The 23794-nt window shown below is 68.8% G+C and carries 25 protein-coding genes; 9 read left to right on the forward strand and 16 right to left on the reverse strand.

The features are described from left to right. Positions 1 to 16: 16 nt before the first annotated feature. The gene (locus tag B0B01_RS05955; protein WP_076648627.1) at positions 17 to 1069 is read left to right on the forward strand and encodes an NAD(P)/FAD-dependent oxidoreductase; all 1053 of its coding nucleotides are present in this window, start codon (positions 17 to 19) and stop codon (positions 1067 to 1069) included. A 320-nt stretch (positions 1070 to 1389) separates the two neighbouring features. On the opposite strand, the gene B0B01_RS05960 is transcribed toward B0B01_RS05955, so the two are convergent. Both B0B01_RS05960 and B0B01_RS05965 read right to left on the reverse strand, forming a co-directional pair. Beyond that, on the reverse strand, positions 1390 to 2052 hold the full coding sequence (locus B0B01_RS05960) for a YiaD family glycine zipper/OmpA-like lipoprotein (RefSeq protein WP_076648629.1): 663 nt from the start codon (positions 2050 to 2052) through the stop codon (positions 1390 to 1392). A 41-nt stretch (positions 2053 to 2093) separates the two neighbouring features. Next, positions 2094 to 3059, reverse strand: a complete 966-nt coding sequence (locus B0B01_RS05965) for a bifunctional helix-turn-helix domain-containing protein/methylated-DNA--[protein]-cysteine S-methyltransferase (RefSeq protein WP_083946247.1) — start codon at positions 3057 to 3059, stop codon at positions 2094 to 2096. 133 nt (positions 3060 to 3192) lie between these two features. Here B0B01_RS05965 and nth point away from each other — a divergent pair, with 133 nt between their 5' ends. Together nth and B0B01_RS05975 are read left to right on the forward strand one after the other, a co-directional pair. Next, on the forward strand, positions 3193 to 3837 hold the full coding sequence (nth, locus tag B0B01_RS05970) for an endonuclease III (RefSeq protein ID WP_076648633.1): 645 nt from the start codon (positions 3193 to 3195) through the stop codon (positions 3835 to 3837). Then, positions 3834 to 4826 (forward strand): adenosine kinase, encoded by a 993-nt coding sequence (locus B0B01_RS05975; RefSeq protein WP_076648635.1) that lies wholly within the window; start codon positions 3834 to 3836, stop codon positions 4824 to 4826. Before nth ends, B0B01_RS05975 begins: the two co-directional genes overlap by 4 nt. Before the next feature lie 32 nt (positions 4827 to 4858). On the opposite strand, the gene B0B01_RS05980 is transcribed toward B0B01_RS05975, so the two are convergent. Beyond that, entirely contained in the window at positions 4859 to 5365 is a 507-nt protein-coding gene (locus B0B01_RS05980) for an RNA pyrophosphohydrolase (RefSeq protein ID WP_076648637.1), read from the reverse strand. A gap of 218 nt (positions 5366 to 5583) precedes the next feature. Between B0B01_RS05980 and B0B01_RS05985 the strand changes: the two genes are divergently transcribed. Then, positions 5584 to 6468 carry a LysR family transcriptional regulator gene (locus tag B0B01_RS05985; protein WP_234967713.1) on the forward strand — a complete coding sequence of 295 codons (885 nt, stop codon included), beginning with the start codon at positions 5584 to 5586 and terminating at the stop codon, positions 6466 to 6468. A gap of 79 nt (positions 6469 to 6547) precedes the next feature. Here the strand turns inward: B0B01_RS05985 and B0B01_RS05990 are convergent, their stop codons facing one another. From B0B01_RS05990 to B0B01_RS06000, 3 genes are read right to left on the reverse strand one after another with little or no spacing between them, the layout of a single operon-like run. Further along, positions 6548 to 7471, reverse strand: coding sequence for an OmpA family protein (locus B0B01_RS05990; RefSeq protein WP_076648641.1), 924 nt, complete (start codon positions 7469 to 7471; stop codon positions 6548 to 6550). Beyond that, positions 7468 to 8235 carry a GNAT family N-acetyltransferase gene (locus B0B01_RS05995; RefSeq protein ID WP_076648643.1) on the reverse strand — a complete coding sequence of 256 codons (768 nt, stop codon included), beginning with the start codon at positions 8233 to 8235 and terminating at the stop codon, positions 7468 to 7470. The genes B0B01_RS05990 and B0B01_RS05995 overlap by 4 nt, the downstream gene beginning before the upstream one ends. Next, positions 8232 to 8954, reverse strand: a complete 723-nt coding sequence (locus B0B01_RS06000) for a competence/damage-inducible protein A (protein WP_076648645.1) — start codon at positions 8952 to 8954, stop codon at positions 8232 to 8234. The genes B0B01_RS05995 and B0B01_RS06000 overlap by 4 nt, the downstream gene beginning before the upstream one ends. Before the next feature lie 72 nt (positions 8955 to 9026). On the opposite strand from B0B01_RS06000, the gene sfsA reads away from it, so the two are divergent. Further along, positions 9027 to 9740 carry a DNA/RNA nuclease SfsA gene (gene sfsA / locus B0B01_RS06005; RefSeq protein WP_076648647.1) on the forward strand — a complete coding sequence of 238 codons (714 nt, stop codon included), beginning with the start codon at positions 9027 to 9029 and terminating at the stop codon, positions 9738 to 9740. A 30-nt stretch (positions 9741 to 9770) separates the two neighbouring features. Next, on the forward strand, positions 9771 to 10586 hold the full coding sequence (gene map, locus B0B01_RS06010; RefSeq protein WP_076648649.1) for a type I methionyl aminopeptidase: 816 nt from the start codon (positions 9771 to 9773) through the stop codon (positions 10584 to 10586). Here the strand turns inward: map and rsmD are convergent. Both rsmD and B0B01_RS06020 read right to left on the reverse strand, forming a co-directional pair. After that, the gene (gene rsmD / locus B0B01_RS06015) at positions 10571 to 11134 is read right to left on the reverse strand and encodes a 16S rRNA (guanine(966)-N(2))-methyltransferase RsmD (protein ID WP_076648651.1); all 564 of its coding nucleotides are present in this window, start codon (positions 11132 to 11134) and stop codon (positions 10571 to 10573) included. The genes map and rsmD overlap by 16 nt on opposite strands. Further along, positions 11131 to 12342 (reverse strand): NAD(P)/FAD-dependent oxidoreductase, encoded by a 1212-nt coding sequence (locus B0B01_RS06020; RefSeq protein ID WP_076648653.1) that lies wholly within the window; start codon positions 12340 to 12342, stop codon positions 11131 to 11133. Before B0B01_RS06020 ends, rsmD begins: the two co-directional genes overlap by 4 nt. Positions 12343 to 12426: 84 nt before the next feature. On the opposite strand from B0B01_RS06020, the gene B0B01_RS06025 reads away from it, so the two are divergent. Further along, positions 12427 to 12915: a peroxiredoxin gene (locus B0B01_RS06025; RefSeq protein ID WP_076648655.1), complete on the forward strand. Its 489-nt coding sequence runs from the start codon at positions 12427 to 12429 to the stop codon at positions 12913 to 12915. Between the two features lie 47 nt (positions 12916 to 12962). On the opposite strand, the gene B0B01_RS06030 is transcribed toward B0B01_RS06025, so the two are convergent. The 6 genes from B0B01_RS06030 to B0B01_RS06055 form a co-directional block, all read right to left on the reverse strand. Beyond that, positions 12963 to 13259, reverse strand: a complete 297-nt coding sequence (locus B0B01_RS06030; RefSeq protein ID WP_076648657.1) for a 4a-hydroxytetrahydrobiopterin dehydratase — start codon at positions 13257 to 13259, stop codon at positions 12963 to 12965. Continuing rightward, entirely contained in the window at positions 13256 to 14449 is a 1194-nt protein-coding gene (locus B0B01_RS06035) for a GNAT family N-acetyltransferase (protein ID WP_076648659.1), read from the reverse strand. Before B0B01_RS06035 ends, B0B01_RS06030 begins: the two co-directional genes overlap by 4 nt. After that, on the reverse strand, positions 14446 to 15255 hold the full coding sequence (locus B0B01_RS06040; RefSeq protein WP_076648661.1) for a glycerophosphodiester phosphodiesterase family protein: 810 nt from the start codon (positions 15253 to 15255) through the stop codon (positions 14446 to 14448). The genes B0B01_RS06035 and B0B01_RS06040 overlap by 4 nt, the downstream gene beginning before the upstream one ends. Next, a complete protein-coding gene (locus B0B01_RS06045; protein WP_076648663.1) occupies positions 15252 to 15710 on the reverse strand; it encodes a RidA family protein in 459 nt (152 codons plus the stop codon). The genes B0B01_RS06040 and B0B01_RS06045 overlap by 4 nt, the downstream gene beginning before the upstream one ends. 69 nt (positions 15711 to 15779) lie before the next feature. Continuing rightward, positions 15780 to 17084 carry an HlyD family type I secretion periplasmic adaptor subunit gene (locus tag B0B01_RS06050; protein ID WP_076648665.1) on the reverse strand — a complete coding sequence of 435 codons (1305 nt, stop codon included), beginning with the start codon at positions 17082 to 17084 and terminating at the stop codon, positions 15780 to 15782. A 1-nt stretch (position 17085) separates the two neighbouring features. Next, a complete protein-coding gene (locus B0B01_RS06055) occupies positions 17086 to 18774 on the reverse strand; it encodes a type I secretion system permease/ATPase (RefSeq protein ID WP_076648667.1) in 1689 nt (562 codons plus the stop codon). Between the two features lie 211 nt (positions 18775 to 18985). Here B0B01_RS06055 and B0B01_RS06060 point away from each other — a divergent pair, with 211 nt between their 5' ends. Both B0B01_RS06060 and B0B01_RS06065 read left to right on the forward strand, forming a co-directional pair. Further along, positions 18986 to 19792 carry an MlaA family lipoprotein gene (locus B0B01_RS06060; RefSeq protein WP_076650082.1) on the forward strand — a complete coding sequence of 269 codons (807 nt, stop codon included), beginning with the start codon at positions 18986 to 18988 and terminating at the stop codon, positions 19790 to 19792. Continuing rightward, positions 19782 to 20393 (forward strand): MlaC/ttg2D family ABC transporter substrate-binding protein, encoded by a 612-nt coding sequence (locus tag B0B01_RS06065; RefSeq protein WP_076648669.1) that lies wholly within the window; start codon positions 19782 to 19784, stop codon positions 20391 to 20393. Before B0B01_RS06060 ends, B0B01_RS06065 begins: the two co-directional genes overlap by 11 nt. Positions 20394 to 20508: 115 nt before the next feature. Here B0B01_RS06065 and B0B01_RS06070 read toward each other — a convergent pair whose 3' ends face one another. After that, positions 20509 to 22743, reverse strand: coding sequence for a transglycosylase domain-containing protein (locus B0B01_RS06070; protein WP_076648671.1), 2235 nt, complete (start codon positions 22741 to 22743; stop codon positions 20509 to 20511). 136 nt (positions 22744 to 22879) lie between these two features. Further along, positions 22880 to 23737 carry a 3-mercaptopyruvate sulfurtransferase gene (gene sseA / locus B0B01_RS06075; RefSeq protein WP_076650083.1) on the reverse strand — a complete coding sequence of 286 codons (858 nt, stop codon included), beginning with the start codon at positions 23735 to 23737 and terminating at the stop codon, positions 22880 to 22882. Positions 23738 to 23794 lie beyond the last annotated feature (57 nt).

Here is a 23794-nt window from a genome sequence, read left to right on the forward strand (position 1 = left end):
GGCCGCAGCCTTGGCAATGCCGGACATCACCATCCGCGGCGCCGGCATCTTCGGGCTTTCGATCGCCTGGGCCGCCGTGCAGCGGGGCGCGCGGGTGCGCGTCATCGACCCGGCGGGGCCGGCGAGCGGCGCGAGCGGCGGCGTCCTCGGCGCGCTCGCCCCGCATGTGCCCGAAAACTGGAACGACAAGAAGGCGTTCCAGTTTGACAGCCTTCTGATGGCCGAATCCTTCTGGGCCGGGGTCGAGGCCGCAGGCGGGGGGTCATCGTGCTATGCGCGCAGCGGGCGGCTGCAACCGGTTGCCGACGCTGACGCCCGCGACCTTGCCGCCATGCGCGCCGCAAATGCCGCACGCCTCTGGCAGGGCCGGGCCGAATGGCGGCTGCGCAGCGCCGCTGATTTCGGCCCCTGGTGCCCGGAAACTCCCACGGGGCTGGTGGTCGAGGACACGCTGAGCGCGCAGATTCACCCGCAGCGGGCCTGCGCGGCGCTGGTCGCGGCGCTCGGCGCGCGGGGTGTTGCGGTGCTGGCCGAGGGGGCGGATTCGGGACAGGTCGTCCATGCCGCGGGGTGGCGCGATCTCGACCGGATCAGCCGGCAGCTCGGGATCGCCTGCGGAAACGGGGTCAAGGGTCAGGCGGCCCTGCTGCGCCACGATGCGGGCCGGGGCCGGGCGCAGATCTTTGCCGGGGGGCTGCATATCGTTGCCCATGGCGACGGCACGGTGGCTGTTGGTTCGACCAGCGAACGCGACTGGTCGGATCCGTCCATGACCGACGGGCAGCTTGACGCGCTGATCACCCGCGCCCGCGAAGCCCTGCCCGTGCTGGGCGATGCCCCGGTGGTCGGCCGCTGGGCCGGCATCCGCCCCCGCGCCCGGAGCCGCGCGCCGGTGCTCGGCCCCCATCCGCTGCACAAGGGCCAGTTCATCGCCAACGGCGGGTTCAAGATCGGCTTTGGCATGGCGCCGAAGGTCGCGCAGGTCATGGCCGATCTTGTGCTCGAAGGGATCGACGCCATACCCGAGGGATTGCGCGCCTCCGCGCTGCTCCGGCCGCGGAGCGGATGAGGCGGGACAGCGGGCGGCGATCCTGAGGTCCGGTGACAGGGGCCGGATCGCGGGGGCTCTGCCCCCGTCGCCTGACGGCGACTCCCCCGGGATATTTCTGCCAGAAGAAGGCGCGGCGGCGGTTTTCAGGGGCCAGGGCAAGGTCGCGGGCGAATGGCGCCCCCGAGGCGCGCGATCATCGCCAGGAGCGGCCCGGCGCGCACCCGAGTGCGGGGCCGCGCATGTCGCCCCTGTGCGAGAATGGCGTTCCGTCCCGCCAGGTGTCAGCGCTCGGGCGCAGGACAGGCGGCCCCGTCCTGCGCAAGGGTCGTCGGGCCGGATCAGACGTGAGGGATGATGACGATCTCGACCCGGCGGTTGCGGGCCTTGCCCTCGGCGGTCTGGTTCGAGGCGACCGGCTGGTTTTCGCCCATGCCGACCGTCACGAGGCGTCCCTGCGGCACGCCGCCCTGCGCCAGCACGCTCGACACGGCGCGCGCGCGGCGCTCCGAGAGATCCTGGTTGTAGGATGCCGCGCCGGTGCTGTCGGTGTGGCCGATGATCTGCACATCCGAATTCGGATAGCGCTGCAGATGCGCGGCGACCCGCATCAGATCCGCGCGCAGCCCGTCACGCACGGTAAAGCTGTCGGTGGCGAAGGTGATGCTCTGCGGCAGGGTCACGATCAGTTGACTGCCGGTGTTGGTGATGGTGATGCCGTCATTCGCAAGCTGCTGGCGCAGTTCGGCGGCCTGCCGGTCGAGCTGGCTCCCCAGGGCACCGCCGGCCGCGGCGCCGATCGCCGTGCCGAGCAGCACCTTGCTGCTCTTGCCGCCGGCCGCGGCGGCGAGCCCCCCACCGGCGAGCGCACCGATCAGCGCACCCTGCTTGGTGCTGCCATAGGGGTCTCCGCTCGCCACGTTGTCGATGGACGTCGGGTCGGTGCAGGCTCCAAGAACGAATGCGCTGCCCACCAGGGCACAAAGGGTGATCTTCAGGGTCATCGTGTTTCCAGCCTCATGTTCGTGAGCCCCGGCAAGAGGCATCATCCCTTTTCTATAGCATGACTGCGGGGGGCGGGCTCAAGCGGGGAAATCCCTGGCTTCGGCGAATCGCTGCCGGGGGGCGCTTGCGGGAAAGCGGCATCCTGCCGTGCACCCTCGAACGCGAGCATCGCCCGCTTGAGCGGCAGTCCCCATTCATATCCGCCCAGCGCGCCGGATTTGCGCAGCACGCGGTGGCACGGGATGAGCCAGCTGAGCGGATTGCGCCCGATCGCGCTGCCGACCGCGCGCACCGCCCGCGGGTTGCCGATCGCGCGCGCGACCTCGGAATAGGTCGTGACCTCGCCGGGCGGCAGGGTCAGCAGCGCCTCCCAGACCTTGATCTGGAACGGCGCCCCGATCAGTTGCAGGCGGATCTCGCCCCGGCCGCCGAACACGGCCTGCGCAAGCGGGGCGATCGCGTCCGGATCGGCATGGAACCGGGCCTCGGGCCAGCGCGCGGCCAGGTTCGCGGCGATTGCCTCGCGCCCGGAATCGCCGGCAAAGCCGATGGCGCAGAGGCCGCGGTCGCTCGCCATCAGCAGCGCATCGCCGAAGGGGCTTTCCACCCAGCCGTGGCGGATCACGAGCCCGGCCCCCTTCCGGGCATAATCGCCGGGGGTCATGGCCTCCCAGCGCAGGAACAGATCGTGGAGCCGCCCGCTGCCGGAAAGCCCGACCGCCTGCGCGACCTCGAGCGTGGCCTGGTTGCCGCGCAGAAGCTCCTTCGCATAGCCGAGCCGCAGATATTGCTGATAGCGCTTTGGCGACACGCCGGCCCAGGCCGAAAAGACGCGCTGGAAATGCGCGGCGCTCATCCCCATCCGGGTGGCGAGTTCGTCCAGCGACAGATCCTCGCCCCCTGCGTCGATCTCTTCGATCGCGCGGCGGATGACACCGTAATGATAATTTCCGCTTTCGGCGGGGCCGCCGGTGACGGGTTTCGGGGTCTGGTTGATCTGGTTCATGGCGCGAATATAACCCGCCCGCATCCGCATGCGACCCGAATCCTGCGCATAGCGCGACTCCGGGACCGAAAGCCGAGTGCTGCATGTCCGGCGCCGTCTTGCCCTGCGCGGAAGAGACGGGCATAGCTGCGTCATGGCCCGGGAACTCGACTACCACGCGATCCGAGAGATTTTTGACCGCTTCCGCGCGAGCAATCCCGCGCCGAAGAGCGAACTTTGCTATACCAATCCCTATACGCTGCTGGTCGCCGTGGTGCTGAGCGCGCAAGCCACCGATGCCGGGGTGAACCGGGCCACCGAAGCCCTGTTCCGCGTGGCCGATTCGGCGCAGAAGATGGTGGATCTCGGGCTGGAGGCACTGACCGGACATGTCAGGACCATCGGCCTGTTCCGCCAGAAGGCGAAGAACGTGATCCGCCTGAGCGAAATCCTGGTCGCCGAACACGGCGGCGAGGTGCCGAAATCGCGCGCCGCGCTGCAGGCGCTGCCGGGCGTCGGGCGCAAGACGGCGAATGTGGTGCTGAACGTCTGCTGGCACTATCCGGCGCAGGCGGTCGATACCCATATCTTCCGTGTCGCGAACCGCACCGGGATCGCGCCGGGCCGCGACGTCCTGATGGTCGAGCGGGCCATCGAGGACCGGGTGCCGGTCGATTTCCAGGACTATGCCCATCACTGGCTGATCCTGCACGGCCGCTATACCTGCAAGGCCCGCAAGCCCGCCTGCCCGGCCTGCCTTATCCGTGATCTCTGTCTCTACGAGGACAAGACCCTATGAAGACCTATCATCTTGTCGGGATCGGCAACGCCGTCGTCGATATAATCGCCCAGGCCGATGACGCCTTCCTGGCGGAAATGGGCATCGAAAAGGGCATCATGCAACTGGTCGAGCGCGAACGTGCCGAAGACCTGTATTCCCGCATGGAGGCAGGTGTGCAGATGCCCGGCGGATCGGTCGCGAACACCATCGCCGGGGCCGGGGCGCTCGGGCTCGACACCGCCTTCATCGGGCGGGTGCGCGACGATGCGCCGGGGCGGTTCTATGCCGATGCGATGAACGATGCGGGCATTGATTTCGTCAATGCGCCGGCACTTGATGGGGCGCTGCCGACGTCGCGGTCGATGATCTTTGTCTCTGCGGACGGCGAGCGGTCGATGAACACCTATCTCGGGATCTCTGCCGAGCTCGGCCCCGGGGACGTGCCGACAGCCGTGACGGAACGCGCCCAGATCATGTTTCTTGAGGGCTATCTTTTCGACAAGCCGGCGGGAAAGGCCGCGTTCCTGGAGGCCGCCCGCCAGTGCCGTGCCGGCGGCGGCATGCCGGGAATCGCGATTTCCGATCCCTTCTGCGTGGACCGCCACCGCGAGGATTTCCTGTCGCTGATCGAAAACGAGATGGATTTCGTGATCGGCAACGAGGCCGAGATCCGCGCGCTTTATCGCAACGGCGACCTTGAATCCGATCTGGCGCAGGTCGGGGCGATCTGCCCCCTGGTGATCTGCACCCGCTCGGGCGACGAGGTGTCCATCGTCTCCGAAGGCAGCCGCATCGACATCCCGGTGGAAAAGGTCAAGCCGGTCGATGCCACCGGTGCCGGCGACCAGTTCGCCGCCGGCTTCCTTTACGGCATGGCGACGGGGCGCGATCTCGAGACCTGCGCGCAGATCGGCATCATCTGCGCCCGCGAGGTGATCTCGCACGTCGGGCCGCGGCCCGAAGCGGATCTGCGCGTGCTCCTGCGCGAACGCGGTTTGATCGCCTGAACCCGCGGCCAATGCGGCCCGGGATCCCGTAATCAGGTTTCGGGGGCGATCAGGGCCGAGAACCGGGCGAGGACGGCACGATAGACCTCGCGCTTGAACGGCACGATCATCTCTTCGAGCCGCTCTGCCGGATACCACCGCCAGGCGGTGAATTCGGGGTGTTCGGTGGCGATGTCGATCTCGTCGTCCCGGCCGAGAAACCGCATCAGGAACCAGGTCTGCTCCTGCCCGCGGTAATGTCCGCCCCAGGTCCGCGCCACCAGATGCTGCGGCAGGTCATAGTGCAGCGCCTGCGGCAGTTCGGCCAGAATGCGGACCTGGCGCGCCGGGATGCCGGTTTCCTCCTCCAGTTCGCGCAGCGCCGCCGCGCGCGGCTGTTCGCCGGAATCGATTCCGCCCTGCGGCATCTGCCAGGCTTCGACCGAGCGGTCCCGGCGCTGCCCCAGAAAGACGTGGCCGTCGCGGTTCATCAGCATGATGCCGACGCAGGGACGATAGGGAAGCCGCGCGATATCGTCAGGAGTGAGGGGGCTGGTCATGGACATCTTCCGCTGCCGGCCCGTAGCAGGCCATTGCACCGCAATTACAGCCTCGGGCATCGAAAGAAAACCACCCGCCGCGGTTTGCCTTGACGCAATGATTCCACGCCGTTCCCGGTATTGTCGCAGCCTTGCCGTCTTTTTGCCCTGATGGAGAACAATACGGAACCCCGAACCGGATTTGCGATCAGGGCGGAACGATGGACAGGCTGGCGGCAATGGAAGCTTTCATCAACGTGGTGGATCAGGGCGGGTTTACCCATGCCGCCCGCAAGATGGGCGTGTCCAAATCCGCCGTGTCGAAACATATCGCGGCGCTCGAGGGGCGGCTTGGCACGCGCCTGCTGGACCGGACCACCCGCCGCGTCGATCTGACCGACATCGGGCGCGCCTATTACGAACGCGCCCGGCGCGCGCTCAGTGCCGCCGATGCGGCCGATTCGATCATCACAGCGCTGCAGGCGCCGCCCTCGGGCCTGCTGCGCGTGAGCGCGGGGCGCGATTTCGCGACCCACACCATTGCGCCGCTGCTGCCGGGCTTCATGCAGGCGCATCCCGGTGTTTCATTCGAATTCCTGCTTGCGGAGGCTGCGGCAGAGGGTTGCGTCGATGGGGCCGACCTTGCGCTCTGCATCGGCGACGTGCCCGGGCATGGCGCACATGCGCGGCGGCTGGGGTCGAGCCGGTGCCGGCTGGTCGCGGCGCCCGCCTATCTGGACCGGCACGGGCCGCCCGGACGGATCGAAGACCTTGACCACCACGCCCTGCTGCGCCGGCAGGCGGACCCGCCCGATCCGTGGCTGCTTGTGACGCCGGCGGGGGAGGTGCGGGTGCAGCGCGGCACCGGCCGGCTCGGCATGGATGACGGGCGCGCGCTGCGCGATGCGGCCATTGCCGGGCTCGGGATCGCCTTCCTGCCGGATTACATCTGCGATGCGGCGCTGCGGGAGGGGCGGCTGGCCGAGGCCCTGCCCGGGATCGGGGGGCCGGAGCTCGGCATCCACGCGCTCGGCCCGCCGGCACCGTTGCTCACGCCGGCCGCGCGGGCCTTTGTCGACCACCTGGCCGGGCCGCTTGGCGGGAACGGGTCCGAGCCGCCCTGAACAAGGGGATAACGGCGCCGGAAGGGAATGGATATTTATGGCCAGAAGAAGACCCTGGTTCGGGGACAGGCAGCAGAGGTCAGCCCGGCGCCAGCAGCACCGCCTCGACCCGGCGGTTGAGCGCCCGCCCCTCGGGGGTGAGGTTGGAGGCCCGGGGCGCAAGCGGCCCGACCCCTTCGGCCAGAACGCGGTCGTCCGCCACCCCGGAGAGATCGAGCAACCGGAGGCGCACCGCCTCGGCCCGGCGGCGCGACAGGGCCAGATTGGCGGCCTGCGCCCCGGTGTTGTCGGTATGCCCGACCAGCGCGATCCGCAGGCCGGCATCCTCGCGCAGGGCGCGGGCCAGATCGTTGAGCGCCGCATGGGGTCCGGTGCCGAGCCGGTCGGCGCCGCTCGCGAAATCGAGCCCGTCGAGCACGACGTGACCCGTTTCCGCGAGCCCCGTGGCGAGGTCGCCCCCGGTCGGGAACCGCGATGCGTCGGCCACCGGGGCGGCGGGTGCATCGGCCGGGGAAACCGCGATCATCTGAACGAACGCGGCGCCCTCGCCACGGCTCACCAGAAGCGAGATGGCATCGGCATCGCGGCGGGCGGAGAGAAAGCGGAAATCGTGCAGGTCCACATACATGCCGGGCGCCGGGATGACCTCGATCGCGAAGCGGAAGTCGAACCCGCCGCAGTTCCGGTCGCGGCACTGGAAGAGGATGTCATAGCCGCCGCTCTCCAGCCGGGCGCGCAGCGGCGCCAGGATCTCGAGCGTCGTCCCGCCGCCCGGGAGGCGCCAGCTGCGGCGCGTGATCCGCCCTTCGAGTTCCTCGGCCGGCACCGTTCCGCGCGAATAGGCGCCGACCGGCAGGGCGTGGCTGCCAAGCGGGCTGGACCGGGCGGTGAGCGGCTCGGCGGCGGCGGGAAGGCGAAGATCGAAGGCGGCCAGCGGCGCTGCCGCCAGCGCGGCGAAAACCGCGAGCGCCCCGCGCAGCAGGCTGTTGCGCGCGCGGCTCATGCCCGCCCCGGTCCCGTCGTGCCGGAGCCGAGGCGGTAGTGAAACCCGCCGAGCGGGCGCAGGCCGAGCGCCTCGAAAAAGGCATCCGCCCCGTGGCTGTTTCCGCGATCTTCATCCATACCCCCGGCGGTGAGCGCAAGCAGCAGCCGCGCCCCCTGCCCGCGCGCCCAGCGCGCCGCGGCGCGCAGCATCCACCCCCCGATACCCCGCCCCCGCAGCGCCGGCAGGACCGTCAGCGCATGGATCATGCCCATGCCCCCGTGGACGGCCACGAATGCCGCCGCCGCCGGGCGGTTTCCGTGCCGCCCGAGCAGCCCGGTCCGGGGGCCCGCGACCCGCGCCATGATCGCCTGTTGCGCTGGACCGATCCCGGCGCGGGTCCAGATGTCGCGCATGATCGCGAGGGGCTCCTGTACCGCGAACACCGTGAGGCGCGGCAGCGCCGCGGCGAGCCGCCCGGTCCGGCAGGCGCGGATCAAGACCTGTCCGCCGTGTCCGTAGCCCCGCGCCGCGAGCAGCCCGTCGAGCCCGTCATCCCCGGGGCGGAGCGCAAAGACCGGGCGCTGCCCCATGCCGCGCATGGCGCGTTCGGCAGCCACGACCATTGCGGCATCCGGCACGTCGCCCGGGCGCGCGAGCGTCGCTGCGCAGACGCGCGGCCCCCCGCCCTGCCCGTCGCGCAGTATGAAGGGACCGCAGCGCAAACGCCGGGCCGCCGGCCAGGTCGCGTCGATCACGTCGCACAGCGGCGCCGGCGCGCTCACAGGCCAAGCTCGCGCCCGAGCCGGGCGATGGCGGCCTGCAGCCGCGCGCCGTCCGCCCCGCGCACCACCACGTTGGAGCAATAGGCCCCGTCCTGCTGGTAGGGATAGCACCCGATCGAGAGATCCTCGAAGTCGCGGGCAATATCGGCCAGCATTCCGGCGATGTCGCCCTCGCCGCGCTGCACCCGCAGGTTCTGCGACAGCAGCGGCGTGCCCCCGGTCAGCCGCGGCAGGACGCTGGCCACCATCGCCTCGAAGATCGCCGGCACCCCGGCCAGCACATGCACGTTCCGGATGCTGAAACCGGGTGCGGCGGAGACCGGATTTTCGATCAGCTCCGCCCCTTCGGGAATGCGCGCCATGCGCAGCCGGGCGGGGTTCAGGTCAAACCCGGTCGCCTCGTAATGGGCCTTGAGCAGATCGCGCGCATCCTCGCGCACGTCGATTCCGACCCCGAAGGCGGCCGCGATCGCATCGGCGGTGATGTCGTCATGGGTCGGCCCGATACCGCCGCTGGTAAAGACATGGTCGTACCCCTGCGCCAGCGCGCGCACCGCATCCTGGATCATTGCGGTGTCGTCGCCGACCATGCGCGCCTCGGCAAGGTCGATCCCGGCCTTGGTCAGTTCCTGCGCAAGGTGATACATGTTGGTGTCGCGGGTGCGCCCCGACAGGATCTCGTCCCCGATCACCAGAATTGCGGCGGTTGGATTGGCCATGACAGGGAACCCCCGGTTGCAGATCCGCGCTGCGTCTTGCCTCACGATATGTGCAGGTATATGGCCCGGAGGATGCGCTTTCAAACCCCTCTCGTCCCGGCGCGGCTGATCCGGCGCTATAAACGATTCCTCGCCGACTGCCGCCTTGAGGACGGGCGCGAGGTGACCGCGCATTGCCCCAATCCCGGTGCCATGCCGGGGCTGGCCGAACCGGGGCTGCGGCTCTGGCTCGAGCCGAACGCGGACCCGCGGCGCAAGCTGGATTTCGGCTGGCGGCTGGTCGATCACGAGAACGGCCATTTCACCTGCGTCGATACGGGCCTCGCCAACCGCGTGGTGGGCGAGGCGCTGCGGCGCAAGGCCATCGCGCCCCTTGCCGGCCATGGAACGATACGGGCCGAGGTCGCCTTCGGCGACCGCAGCCGCGCGGATTTCCGGCTGCAGGAGCCGGGGCTTGCCGCCACCTGGGTCGAGGTCAAGAGCGTGACGCTCTCGCGCGAACCGGGGCTTGCCGAATTCCCCGACTGCGTGACCGCGCGCGGCGCGAAACACCTGGGGGAACTTGCCCGCGCAGCGGCGGGCGGAGAGCGCGCGGTGCTGCTTTATCTGGTGATGCGCAGCGATGCCGCGCGCTTCGCCATCGCCAACGACATCGACCCGGCCTATGGCGCCGCCGCGCGGGCGGCCGCTGTCGCCGGGGTTGAAACGCTGGTGTTCGGCACCAGCATAAGCCCGGCGGGGATCGACCTGACCGCGCCTCTGGTTTCGCCGGTCGAAACGGGTTAGAGCCTTGCCAGAACCAAGCTGATGGAGCCAATGGTGAACGACGCCCACACCGGCCGCCTGACGAAAGACGGAATCCGCATCTACGACCCCGCAAGCGACTTTCCCGGCATGCACACCGCCGGGCGGCTGGCGGCGCGCATCCTCGACGACATCATCCCGCATGTGGAGGTCGGGCAGACCACCGCCGAGATCGACCGCATCATCACCCGCATGGTCGAGGATGCCGGGGCGACATCGGCGACGATCGGATACCGCGGTTTTCAGCATGCGAGCTGCATTTCGGTCAACCATGTCGTCTGCCACGGCATTCCGGGCGAAAAAGTTCTGCAGAACGGCGACATCCTCAATATCGACGTCACGGTGATCGTCGATGGCTGGTTCGGAGACAGCAGCCGCATGTATGTGGCGGGCAAGCTGTCGCGCAAGGCCGAACGGCTGATCGAGATCACCCACGAGGCGCTGATGCGCGGGATCGAGGTGGTGAAGCCCGGCAACACCTTCGGCGATATCGGCCATGCGATCCAGAGTTTTGTCGAATCGCACCGCATGAGCGTGGTGCGCGATTTCTGCGGCCACGGGCTTGGCCGGGTGTTCCATGCGCCGCCCAATGTGCTGCATTACGGCCGTCCGGGCACGGGGGCCGTGCTCGAGGAAGGGATGCTGTTCACGATCGAGCCGATGGTGAACCTCGGCCGCGCCGAGACCAAGACACTGGCCGACGAATGGACCGCCGTGACCCGCGACAAGTCGCTTTCGGCGCAGTTCGAACATTCGATCGGGGTGACGGCGGAGGGTTGCGAGATCTTCACGCTCTCGCCTGCGGGAAAATTCTACCCGACCTGGTGAGCCGCGCGCAGCAGCGTCACATGCGTGTCGCCATATCGGCGCTGATCCTCGGGAACAAAGCCCTCCGGCGGCGGCATCGGCGCGCCTTCTTCCCAGAGCACGAGCGCCCCGTCCCCGATCCAGCCGCCGGCCCGCGCGCTTTCAAGCGCCCGCGCCCCGAGCCCCTTTCCGTAGGGCGGATCCAGAAACACGAGGTCAAACCCCGCGCCCCGGTTCGGCGGCAGCCGCGTCGCATCCGCGCGCAGCAGGCCGCTCTCGGCCTCGACGGCGAGCGCGGCCATGTTGCGCGCGATCAGCCGCTGACCGGCGCGGCCGCTTTCGACGAACAGGGCATGGGCCGCGCCGCGCGACAGCGCCTCGAAGCCAAGCGCGCCGGTGCCGGCGAACAGATCGAGCACACGTGCACCAGCGATGGCAGCGCGGTGTTCCAGCATGGAAAACAGGCTTTCGCGCACGCGGTCCGGGGTCGGGCGCAGATGCGCGGCGCTGTCACCGCGCCCGAGCGCCGCCAACGGGTGGCCGCGGAAACGTCCGGCGATGATTCTCATGCGCGCAGCAGGGTCTTGAGGTCGGTCGCCGGATCGGCCACCAGCGCGGGATCGGCGCTTTTTCCGGCGTCGATCAGGCGCTTGCCGACCATATAGGCGCGCGGCGCATTCATCGCATCGACCGCAATCAGGCGCTCGCCCCGGTAATACCAGAACGAGGCCGAGCGCCCCTCCTCCGGGCGCGGCACAACCCGGTCGTAACCCGCGTTCAGCCCCGCAATCTGAAGCTTCACGTCATACTGGTCCGACCAGAACCACGGTTTCGCCACATAGTCGCAGCCGGCGCCCAGCATGTTCGCGGCGACACATTCGGCCTGGTCGATGGCATGAGGCACGCATTCGAGCCGCAGCCGCCCGCCGTTCCAGGGAAAGCTCGTGCAGTCGCCCGCGGCCCAGATCAGGGGATCCGAGCTGCGCCCCTGCGCATCGACCCGGATGCCGTTTTCGATCACAAGCCCCGCCGCCTCGGCCAGTGTGGTTTCGGGCGTGATGCCGATGCCGGCAATGACGAAATCCACCGAAAGCGTGGTGCCATCGGCAAGCACGGCGCGCGCGACGCGGCCGCCTTCGCCCTCGAGGCGGTCAAGCCCCGCGCCTTCGCGAATATCGACCCCGTGTTCGCGATGCAGGGCGCGGAAATAATCCGCCGTTCCGGGCGCGGCCACACGTTTCAGGATGCGGTCGGCCTGCTCGATCAGCGTGACCTCGACGCCAAGGCTCGCCGCCACCGCCGCGGCCTCGAGCCCGATGTAGCCCCCGCCCACGATGAGCGCCCGCGCGCCCTTGCGGAAGGCGGGTTCCATCACGTCGATATCGGCGAGCGTGCGCACCGCATGCACCCCCCCGAGATCGCCGCCGATCATTGCCGGCAGATGACGCGGACGCGCACCCGTGGTCAGGGCAAGCTGATCATAAATGATGCTCTCACCGCCAAGCAGAACCCGCTGCGCTGCGCGGTCGATGGCGAGCACCGGCTGGCCAAGCTTCAGCGTGATCGCGTGTTCGGCATAGAAGCTCTCGGGGCGCAGGAACAGCCGCTCGCGCGCCATCTCGCCCAGAAGATAACCCTTCGACAGCGGCGGGCGCTGATAGGGCGGGAACGGTTCCGCACCGATCAGCGTGAGCGGCCCGTCATAGCCCTCGCCGCGCAGCTTCGCCACCAGCGAGGCCCCCGCCTGCCCGCCTCCGATCACCACTATCCCGACCATTCTGATCCGCTTTTGCTGGCTTCGTTCCGGGCAAAGCCTATATCCTTGAAGCAGTCACATGCAATTCCAAGCGGAGCGACAACCATGACCATCTCGAAGGGCGACACATTGCCGGACGCAACCCTGCTGCGGTTCGGAGAAGACGGGCCCGAACCGGTGCAGCTCGGCGAGCGGCTCAGGGGGCGCAAGGTGGTGATCTTTGCCGTTCCGGGCGCCTTTACCCCGACCTGCCACCTGTCCCACCTGCCGAGTTTCGTGAAGAACCGCGACCAGTTCGACGCCAGAGGTGTTGACGAAGTGATCTGCATCGCCGTCAACGACCCGTTCGTGATGAATGCATGGGACGAGGCGAGCGGCGCGGGCAAGGCGCGGATCACCATGCTGGCCGACCCGGAAAGCGAATTTACCACCGCCATCGGGATGAATTTCGATGCCGCCGCGCTCGGCCTGCTCGCGCGTTCGCAGCGTTACGCCATGGTGGTCGAGGACGGAACGGTGACGCTCCTGCAGAAAGAGGACGACCCATCCGTCTGCGACGTGTCCGGCGGCAAGGCGCTGCTCGACGCGATGTAACCGGCCCGGGCGGCATGAAAGGGCGCGTCGCGGCGCGCCCTTTGGGGTCACTCCGCCAGCCCGTCCATCTTGCGCGCGAGTTTCGCGTCCAGCGCGCTCAGCCCGCCGGCGTCATGGGTGGTCAGCACCACATCGACACGGTTGTAGACATTGCTCCATTCCGGGTGGTGATTCCATTTCTCGGCCCAGATGGCGGCACGGGTCATCCAGCCGAAGGCATCGACGAAATTCCCGAACTTGAAGGTCTTGCGCAGCGCGTCGCGCTCGCTATCCAGTTCCCAGCCGTTTTCCAGCAGCGGGGCAAGAAGCGTTTCGCGCGTTTCCTCGGACAGCCGTTCGCTCATTGTCGTTCCTCTCCCATGGTTTTCCTGAAGGGGCCGAAATCGGTCAGGATCTCGATCTCCTCGTCGATGGCTTCCTTCTCTGCTTCCAGATAGCGCGCGACCGCTGCGGAAAAAGCCGGATCGCGAATCCAGTGCAGGCTGTGGGTGTGCACCGGGAGGTAGCCGCGCGCGATCTTGTGTTCGCCCTGCGCGCCGGCCTCGACCCGTGTCAGACCCGTCAGAATCGCGTATTCGATGGCCTGGTAATAGCAGAGCTCGAAATGCAGCGCGGGGTGGTATTCCGTGCAGCCCCAGTAGCGCCCGTAAAGCGTGTCGCGGCCGATGAAATTCAACGCTCCGGCGATCCATTCGCCATCCCGGCGCGCCATGACCAGCAGGATGTCGTCACGCAGCGCGGCCTGCGCCTCGTCAAAGAAGGCCCGGGTCAGATAGGGTCGGCCCCATTTGCGTGCTCCGGTGTCCTGATAGAAGCGCCAGAAGGCATCCCAGTGCTCGGCCCGCAGGTCATCGCCGGTAAAATGGTGAATCGTGCCGCCAAATCCCTGCGCCTGCGCCCGCTCGCGGCGGATCGCCTTGCGCTTGCGCGACGAAAGCGCGGAAAGGAACCCATCGAAATCGCCGTAACCCGCGTTGAGCCAGTGATACTGCTGCGACTGGCGCGCAAGCAGGCCCTGCGCCGCGCCGGCGGTGACCTCTTCGGCGGTGCAATAGGTTACATGCAGGGACGAAAACGCATTGTCATCGACCAGTTGGACCGCCGCCGCGATCAGCGCCGCGCGGCCTGCCTCCGCATGGTCGGGACGCACGAGAAAGCGCCGCCCGGTTGCCGGGGTGAAGGGCACGGCGATCTGAAGCTTGGGATAGTAACTCCCGCCCGCACGCTGATAGGCGTCGGCCCAGCCGAAATCGAATATATATTCGCCCTGACTGTGGGTCTTTGCGTAAAGCGGCGCGCAGGCGATCAGGTCGCCGCCAAGCCAGAGCGTCAGATGGCGCGGATGCCAGCCGGTTCCCGGCCCGACCGATCCCGACCGCTCCAGCGCCAGCAGGAAACGATGGGTGGTGAACGGATCAAGCGGACGGCCGTCGCGCGCCTCGGGGCAGGCGCAGGCATCCCAGGCCCCGGCCGGAACCTCGGCAAGCGATTCGATGATCCGAATCTCGATGTCCGGCTGATTGGCGTTCGTCATTCCGTGTCTTCATCTGGGCCCGGTTGCCCCTGGTTCAAGCCCGGCAGGCGGGGGCGGTAACCCTCGAAGGTGATGTTGTCCGCCAGGCGCCGGGCGCGGATTTCAGCAGCTTCGGACCGGATCGTCCAGCAGAGCACCGGCACACCGCGGCGGCGCAGATCCTGCACCCGCCCGCGCCGCAGGTCACGCGCGTCATGGCTGAGGAACCCCGCGCCCACCGGTCCGAAATCGCGGATCGCACGCAGCCAGGCGCGCCGTGCCGCCGGCAGCGGCCAGTTGCGCGCCCGGAACGCACAGGTCACCAGCCCGCGCGGCAGATCCGGGGCAAGGTCGCGGATCCGGGCGATGGAATGGGGGTTGAAGGACATGACCGCGCAGGGCCCGGAATACCCCTTAAGCGCCACAACCACCGCGCGCTCCATCCGCCCGTCGCCATCGCCGGGCGCGAGCGCGCCGCTCTGATCCTTCAGTTCGATCAGCAGCGGCACCCGCCCGCGGACGAGGCCGAGGATTCCCGCAAGCGTCGGAATCGTCCCGGCGCCCCCACCGGCAAGAGGAATGGCGCCGGCCTCGGCCGCCTCCAGATCGCGGACCAGCCCCCGCCGGCCGGTCAGGCGGAACAGGTCCGCGTCGTGAAACACGAGCGGCACGCCATCGCGCGAAAGCTGCAGGTCGATCTCGATGCCGTAACCGGCGGCCACGGCGGCGCTCACCGCGGCGCGGCTGTTTTCCGGCCGGCCGCTGCCGTGCAGACCGCGATGGGCGATCGGCCGGCCGAGAAAGACAGCCGGCAGCGCCGGGCTCATCTGATGCGGAAGATCCCGTCGATCTCGACCGCGACGCCAAGCGGCAGGCTGGGCGAGGAGACCGCCGAGCGGGCGTGCCGGCCCGCATCGCCCAGCACCTCGACCATGAGGTCGGATGCGCCGTTGATGACCTTTGGCTGATCGGTGAAATCATCGGTCGAGTTGACAAAACCCGTCAGCTTGACCACCTGCACCAGCCGGTCGAGATCGCCGCCGCAGGCCGCCTTGACCTGCGCCAGCAGGCTGATCGCACAGCGCCGCGCGGCGGCGGCGCCCGCCTCGACATCCATGCCGGCGCCGAGCTTGCCCTTGATCAACCCGTTTTCATCGGCGGAAATCTGACCGGCGACATAGAGCGTGTCGCCATCGCGTACGAAAGGCACGTAATTCGCTGCCGGCGCGGCGGCCTCGGGAAGGTTGATGCCAAGCTCGGCCAGTCTTTTTTCGATCGTCATCTCGAATGTCCATCTGTCAGTGTCCGGGCAGACGCTACCGCCCGCCGACCGGCTCGGAAAGGTTCTTTTTCAGCTTTCGCGCAGGGCCTGGACGAAATAATCGGTCAGCGGCTTGACCAGATAGGTGATCGGCGCATGATCACCGGTGCGGAAATGCACCTCGACCGGCATGCCGGGCAGCAGCGGATGCGCCTGCAGCAGCGCCGCGCTCCGCTCATTGTCCTCGAGATGCAGCTCGACGCGGTAAAAGCTCGCCCCGCCCTGTGCGTCCTCGAATATGTCGGCGGAAATGCGCATCACGCGCCCCGAAAGATCGGGCGTGTGATGCGCATCCAACGCCGGAAAGCGCAGCATGGCCGGCTGGCCCGGAAAGATCCGGTCGATCCGCGTCGGTGCGATGCGCGCCATGATCACCAGCGGACGGTCCTGCGGAACGATATGGAGGATCGGCTCGGCCGGACGGATCACGGTCTGCACCGCCGCAAGCTGCATCCCGTGCACCCGGCCCGCGACCGGCGCGCGGATCTCCATCCGCGCGATCCGCTCGCGCAGGGCACGGGCCTGCTCGGCGGCCTCGCGTTCGGTGAACGTGAGGTCGCGCAGCTGCGCGATCGCCTCCTCGCGCCGTGCCGTCACGAGCTTCAGGCGTTCGATGCCGATTTCGGTGATGCGGCCTTCGGCCTGCGCCAGCGCCGCCGCCAGTTCGCCGAGCCGGCCATCCATCTCGGCCTCCGTGCGCTCGAGACGAAGCACCGCGACCGCCTGCGCCAGCCCCTTGTCCAGCAGCAGCCGCTGGTTTTCGAGCTCCTGCCGGACCAGCGCGATCTGGCGGTGCAGCGAATCGCGCTGGGCCCGGATGCCGCGGATCTGGTCGCGGATCTGGCCCTGGCGTTTCGCCATCTGCTCGGTCTCTCGGCGCAGGCCCGCCCGGCGCGCCGCAAACAGGGCGCGCTGGCCCTCGATCAGATCGGCCACAGAGGGGTGATCGGCGCCGGCTGCGATCAGGGCCGCGTCGAAGTCCGGCGTCCCGAGCCCGTCACGTTCGGCCAACAGCCGCGCGCGCCGCGCGGCAAGCTCCCGCGCCTGGTCCTCGACCAGCGAAAGTTGCGAGCGCTGTTCCGCGGCATCAAGCCGCAGCAGCGGTGTGCCGGCCGCGACAAGGTCGCCCTCCCGCACCAGAACCTCCGCCACCGCGCCGCCCTCGGGGTGCTGCACGGCATGGCGGTTCTGCTCGACCTCGATGCGCCCCTCGGCCACCACCGCGCCGGCGATCCGCCCCGCAACGGCCCAGCCGCCGGCCCCGAACACCAGCAGCGCCAGCGCCACGAGGCCAAGGACGAGCGGCCGGCGAACGGCGAGGGCGGCGTCCGGCATGTCAGGCACCCGCTGCGGCAGGCCGGCGCGCAGCCGGGCGCGGAATCAGCGATTCGCGCGGGCCGAAAGCCTTTTGCCGGCCGGCCTCCAGCATCAGGACCAGGTCGCATTCGCCGATCAGCGCCCGGTTGTGGGTCATGAGCAGCACGGCACCGCCCCGGGCGCAGGCAAGGCGGATCGCGCGCACCACCCCGGCGAGCCCCTCGCCGTCCAGATGCGCATCGGGCGCATCCAGAACGACGAGCGCCGGATCGCCACAGATCGCCCGCGCGAGCGCGATCCGCTGCATCTGCCCAAGGGACAACCCCCTGCCGCCCGCGCCAAGGCGCGTGTCGTAGCCGGCGGGAAGGCCCAGGATCATTTCGTGCACGCCGGCCTGATCCGCCGCAGCGACGACGGCACCGTCCTTGATGCCCGGATCGAACCCGGCGATGTTTTCCGCGATCGTGCCCTCGAACAACCGCACGCGCTGCGGCAGGCAGCCGACCAGCCGCCCGACCCCGTTCGCATGGGCCGGATCGAGTGCCGCGCCGCCAAGCCGGATCGCGCCCTCGCGCGGGCGCCACGCACCGCTGATCGCCTGCGCAAGAGCCGTCTTTCCAGCGCCGGCGGCGCCGATCGCTCCGATCACCTGCCCCGGCTCCGCGCGGAAAGAGAGCGGGCCGGCCAGCGGCGCGACCGTGCCGGGCAGCGCCACCACAAGCCCGCTGACCTCGAGCCGCGCCTCGGGCCGCGGCAACGCAAGGCCGGGCCGCTCGGCCGGCTCCTCCCGCAGCAGCGCCGCCAGCGCGTGCCACGCCCGCACCGCGCCGTGCAGAAGCGGGTATTGCCCGGCGATCATCTCGACCGGGGCGAGCGCCCGCCCGAGCAGGATCGAGGCGGCGACCATCACCCCCCCGGTCACCTCGCCCCGCAGCACGAGCCAGGCCCCGAGCCCCAGCATCGCCGATTGCAGGAACAGGCGCAGGGCACGGGTCGCGGCGGCGAACCCGCCGCCCAGGTCGCTGGCTCCGAGCATTGCCGCCTGCGCCTGCCCGCGCAGGCCGGTCCAGCGCCCGAGCAGGGCCGGGCCCATGCCGAGCGCGCGGATCGTTTCCGCCTCGGCGGCGATTTCCCCCGCATCCCGTTCCGCGCGTTGCGCGGCGATGGATACATGCGCTGCCGGTTCCCGCAGGGCGCGATGGCCGAGCAGGGCGAGCGCGATCAGGATCCCCCCGCTCAGCAGGCCGAGCGCCCCGAGCCAGGGATGAAACAGCGCGATCGCGATCAGAAAAAGCGGCGTCCAGGGCAGATCGAAGGCGACCGTCATCAGCGGCGATTCGATGGCGCGCTGCAGCAGCTGCAGCTCGCCCGGGCCGGGGCCGGTCCCGTCACCGCGGCGCAGCGCCGCCGCAAAGACCCGCCGGTCCAGCGCAACCTGGAACCGCGCGGCGATACGGGCCATGATCCGTCGCCTTGCATGGTCGAGCAGCGCCATGATGGCGCAGAGAAACGCGAGCAGCAGGGTGAGCGCGACCAGCGTCGCCTCCGACCGGCTGCTCAGCACCCGGTCATAGACCTGCAGCATGTAAAGCGGCCCCGCCAGCATGAGCAGATTGGCGAAGAAGCTGAACAGGCCGACCGCGCGCAACAGGCCCCGGCTCCGGCCGAGGGCCTGGCGCAGTTCGTCCCGTCCCCCGCATGAGGTCATCGCAACCGGCCCTTTCATCCTGCAGCGCAAATGGCGCATCACCGCGCCGAAACCGGCGCTCCGGGCGATACTCTGTTTCAAAACTGCGACGAATTCGTTAAGGCGTTTCGCAGTAATGTCGGCCCTGCGCCGCCCGCTGCCCTGTCCATGTGTCGTGGCCACGTGCCGCCGCGCCAATGCTGCCACGCTCCAGTTTCCGGAACCGATGACCATGACCTTGAAATCGCGTGTCTCGATGATCCTTGCCGCCATCAGCGCCGTTCTGCTCGTCGCTGGCTGTTCGGTGCCCGCCGATTCCGATCGGGGGGGAATCCACGATCCGCATGAAACCACCAACCGCGGCGTCCACCGGTTCAACGTGGGGCTCGACCGGGCCCTGTTCCGCCCCGCGGGCCGTGCCTATACCAAGGTCGTTCCCGACCCGATCGAAGACAGCTTCAACCACTTCGCCCACAACATCTCGAAACCCGGGGACGTGGTGAACTTCCTGCTTCAGGGCCGGGTCAAGGAGGCGGGGATCTCGCTCGCGCGGTTCGTGGTCAACACCACCGTCGGCTTTGCCGGGCTCGCCGATCCCGCCACCGAATTCGGCATACCCGCGCAGAGCACCGATTTCGGCGAGACGCTCCATGTCTGGGGCGCCAAGGAGGGCGCCTATATCGAACTTCCCGTGCTCGGGCCCTCGACCGAGCGCGATGCGGTCGGGCGGGTCGTCGACATATTCACCAACCCGCTCGGCTATACCGATCCGATCGGCGACGAACATATCCGCGTCTATACCTATGCGCTCGACAGCCTGAGCAAGCGGGGGCGCTACTCCAGCACGGTCGATTCGGTGCTTTACGAAAGCGCCGACAGCTATGCCGCCGCGCGGTCGGTCTATCTGCAGAATCGCCGCTACAAGCTGGAAGGCACGGGGGAGGACTCCTATATCGACCCCTACGACGACCCTTACGAGAACTTCGACGCCGATACCGGCAGCACCATCGACCCATATGAGGATCCTTATGCCGATTGACCTGCTTCCCCGTCGCCAGTTTCTGATTTCCGGCGCGGCCGCCTTTGCGGTTGCCGCTCTCGGCCCGCTTCCCGCATTGGCCCTGACCGAGGCCCAGGCACGGCAACTGGTCGATTCGGCGGTGGCCGACATCAACCGCGTGATTGCCTCGGGGCAATCCGAATCCGCGATGATGCCGGAATTCGAACGTATCTTCGCCACCTATGCCGATGTGCCGGTGATGGCGCGCTATGCGCTCGGCGCCGATGCCCGCGCGGCCAGCCCCGGCCAACTGCAGGCCTTCACCCAGGCGTTCCAGCGATATATCGCGCGCAAATACGGGAAACGCTTCCGCGATTTCATCGGCGCACAGATCGTCGTGAACTCGGCCCGCCAGATCAAGAACGGCTACGAGGTGCGCGGCACCGCGAAGCTGCGCGGAGAATCGCCGGTCGAGGTCGTTTTCCTCGTGTCCGACCGCTCCGGGCGCAACCTGTTCTTCAACCTGTTCGTCGAGGGCGTGAACCTGCTTCTGACCGAGCGCACCGAGATCGGCGCCATGCTGGACCAGCAGGGCGGCAATATCGACAATCTGATCGCGGCGCTCCAGCGCGCGGGCTGACTGGATAGATGCGCAGACCTTCCGCGGCCGCGACCCGGAACACGGACAAGGGGCCCCGCAGGGCCCCTTTTTTCACGGCTTGCGCCCCGCTTCCGGGGCCGCCCGCACAGTCAGCCTAGCCGCCGAAGATGTCGCGCAGCACCTGGTCCACCACCTGCCCGAGCCCGCCACCGCCACGGCGTTCGGGCGCTGCCGCCTGCGGCTGGCCGGGCTGGGGATATTGCTGCTGGTACTGTGGTTCGGGCTGGGGCGGAGCGCGCATGGGCAGTGGCCGGGGCTCCAGCCCGTCATGCACCCGCACCATGGTTTCGCGCCAGATCTCGGCCGGCAGCCCGCCCCCGGTCACGCCGGTGAGCGGCTTGTTGTCGTCATTGCCCATCCAGACCCCGGCGACGTAATCGGCGGTAAAGCCGATGAACCAGGCGTCGCGGGCGGACTGGGTGGTGCCGGTCTTGCCCGCCGCCTGCCAGCCCGGAATCGCGGCGCGCCGCCCGGATCCGTCGCTGATGACCTTTTCCATCATCCAGATCAGCTGTTCGGCGGCATCCTCGCTGATGACGCGCTTGCCGATACCGCCTTCCTTGCCCATGAGCGGCGTGTCATCCCCCAGCAGGCGCAGTTCCTCAACCCCGTAGGGCATGACCGCCGAGCCGCCGTTCAGGATGCCGGCAAAGGCGCCGGTCATTTCGACCAGCGTGCTTTCCGAGGTGCCGAGCGCCAGCGCCGGCCCGTCGGCAAGGCTGCTGCGGATGCCGAACCCGGTCGCAACCTTGCGCACGAGGTCGCGCCCCACGTCCTCGGAGACCTTGACCGCCGGCACGTTGAGCGAATCCTTCAGCGCATGGGTCAGCGTCACCCGGCCATAGTGATTGCGCGTGTAGTTGTCGGGACACCAACGCCCCGAACCGGGAATGTTCAGGCAATAGGGTTCATCCACCACGGTCGCGAGCGGCGAGTGTCCCAGATCCAGCGCCGCCGCATAGACGAAGGGCTTGAAGGCCGAACCGGTCTGGCGCAGCGCCTGCGTGGCGCGGTTGAAGGCGCCCGCGACGCGGGTCTCGCGCCCGCCCACCATGGCCCGCACGGCACCGTCCGCCGACATGACCACGATCGCCGCCTCGGCCTTGGAACCTTCGCGCACCTTGGTTTCGAACACATGCTGCATCGCAGCCTCGGCGGCTTTCTGCACGCGCCGGTCGAGCGTGGTGCGGATGATCACGTCCTCGGTGGTGTTGCGGGTGAAATACTCCGGCCCGCTGGCCATCACCCAATCCGCGAAATAGCCCCCGGCGCGATCCGAGGCGGCCTGCGATAGCTGTGCCGGATGTTCGCGCGCCTCGCTGGCCTCGGCCGCGGTCAGATAGCCCTGCTGCTCCATGAGCCCGACGATCACATTCGCCCGGCGCTGCGCCCGTGCGAGGTCGTTCGTCGGCGCGAAATGGGACGGCGCCACCAGGAGCCCCGCCAGCATGGCCGCCTCGGCCGGGGACACGTCCGAGGCGGATTTGCCGAAATACCGCTGCGCCGCCGCCTCGAACCCGCGCGCACCCGCGCCAAGGAAAGCGCGATTCATATAGATCGTCAGGATCTGGTCCTTGGAATAACGCGCTTCCATCGCCATCGCATAGATCGCCTCGTCGATCTTGCGCCAGATCGTGCTGCGGCGGCATTCGGATTCGTATTCGCGCTCGGTCATCCCGCCGGTGGCATCGAAGGCCTTGCCGAAACACAGAAGCTTTGCCGTCTGCTGCGTCAGGGTCGAACCGCCATGCCCCGACAGCGCCCCGCGGCCCTCGGAGAGGTTGATGCGGATCGCGCTGGCGATGCCGCGCGGGCTTACGCCGAAATGCCGGTAGAAACGCCGGTCCTCGGTGGCGACGATGGCGTTCTTGAGATAGGGCGACACGGTTTCGGTGGTCACGACGCCGCCGAACTGATCGCCCCGCCAGGCAAAGACATCGCCCCTGTCGTCAAGCAGCGTCACCGACCCCCGCGCGCGCCCGTCGAGCAACCGGTTCACCTCGGGGAGGGTGGAATAATAATAGCCGACCGCGATCGCGATCGCGACCACGAGCAGGACTCCGACCCGCCAGGTCAGGCGCCAGATCACCTGTGCAATGAACGACAGCAGCCCGCCGATGAACGAGCGCGGGCCACCACCGCCCCTGCCGCCGCCGGCGCTGCGTTTCTTCGGCTTCGGCGCGCCTGGTTTCAGAAAGCCGAACCACCCCTGCCGGCGCGACGACGTCTTGCGCCGGGGCTGCCTGCGGGTGGTGCCCGCCGCCGGTTTGCGCCCCGTCGCGCGCCGGTCAGCCACGAGAGGCGGTTTCTTTCCCGATCTGTTGCTCATGCCCAGCCCTGCCCGGCCTCGTTTCCCGCACCATAGCGGCCCAGTTGCGATTTGTTGAGAGGCGATCCCCGCCCCCTCATCCGTCAGCCCCGGTCCGCCCGTCCCCGGTCGGTCGCCCCATTGCCCGGGACCGGTTTCAATCCGCGTCTCCGGTGGCTGCGGCAAGCGTTGCGAAGGCCCCCCACTCGGCCCATGACCCGTCATAAAGCGCATGATCCCGCTTGCCGATCCGTTCAAGCGCAAGCGAAAGCACCGCCGCGGTCACGCCGGAACCGCAGGTGGTGATTGCAGGGCGCGAAAGATCGACGCCGGCCGCCTCGAACGCCGCCCGCAGCGCCGCCGCGTCCTTCATGGTGCCGTCCGGGTTCAGCAATTCGTGATGCGGCAGGTTGCGCGCGCCCGGGATATGGCCACGCCGCAATCCGGGGCGCGGCTCGGGCGCCTCGCCGCGGAACCGCTCGGCCGGACGCGCATCAATAATCTCGTGATCGCGCAGCTTGACCGCATGGGCCACCTGCGTCACGTCGCAGACCAGGGCGGGCTGCAGCTTTGTCGTCATGTGGCGATCACGCAGCACCGGCAGCGTGTCCTCGACCGCATGGCCCTCGGCCCGCCATTTCGGAAGACCCCCGTCCAGCACCGCGACCGCGGTCTTGCCCATCAGGCGGAACAGCCACCAGACCCGCGCCGCCGACATCAGCCCGGCCCCGTCATAGACCACCACCTGATGCCCGTCGCCGACCCCCATGGAACGCAGCCGCGAGACGAATTTCTCGGGCGGCGGGGCCATGTGCGGCAGGGCCGAGCGATGGTCGGAAATATCATCGATGTCGAAAAAACGCGCGCCCGGAACATGCGCGGCCTCGTATTCCGCCCGCGCGTTGCGCCCCGTTTCGGGCAGATACCACGAGCCATCGAGCACGCGCAGATCGGGATCGCCGATGCGTGCCGCCAGCCAGCCGGTCGAGACCAGCGTTTTCGGATCGTCCTGCATCATCCGCAATCGGCCCTTTCATGCCCCGCACGATGCGCGGGATTACGAAATGCCACA

The sequence above is a fragment of the Pontibaca methylaminivorans genome, from assembly GCF_900156525.1.
In the GTDB taxonomy this organism is placed as follows: domain Bacteria; phylum Pseudomonadota; class Alphaproteobacteria; order Rhodobacterales; family Rhodobacteraceae; genus Pontibaca; species Pontibaca methylaminivorans.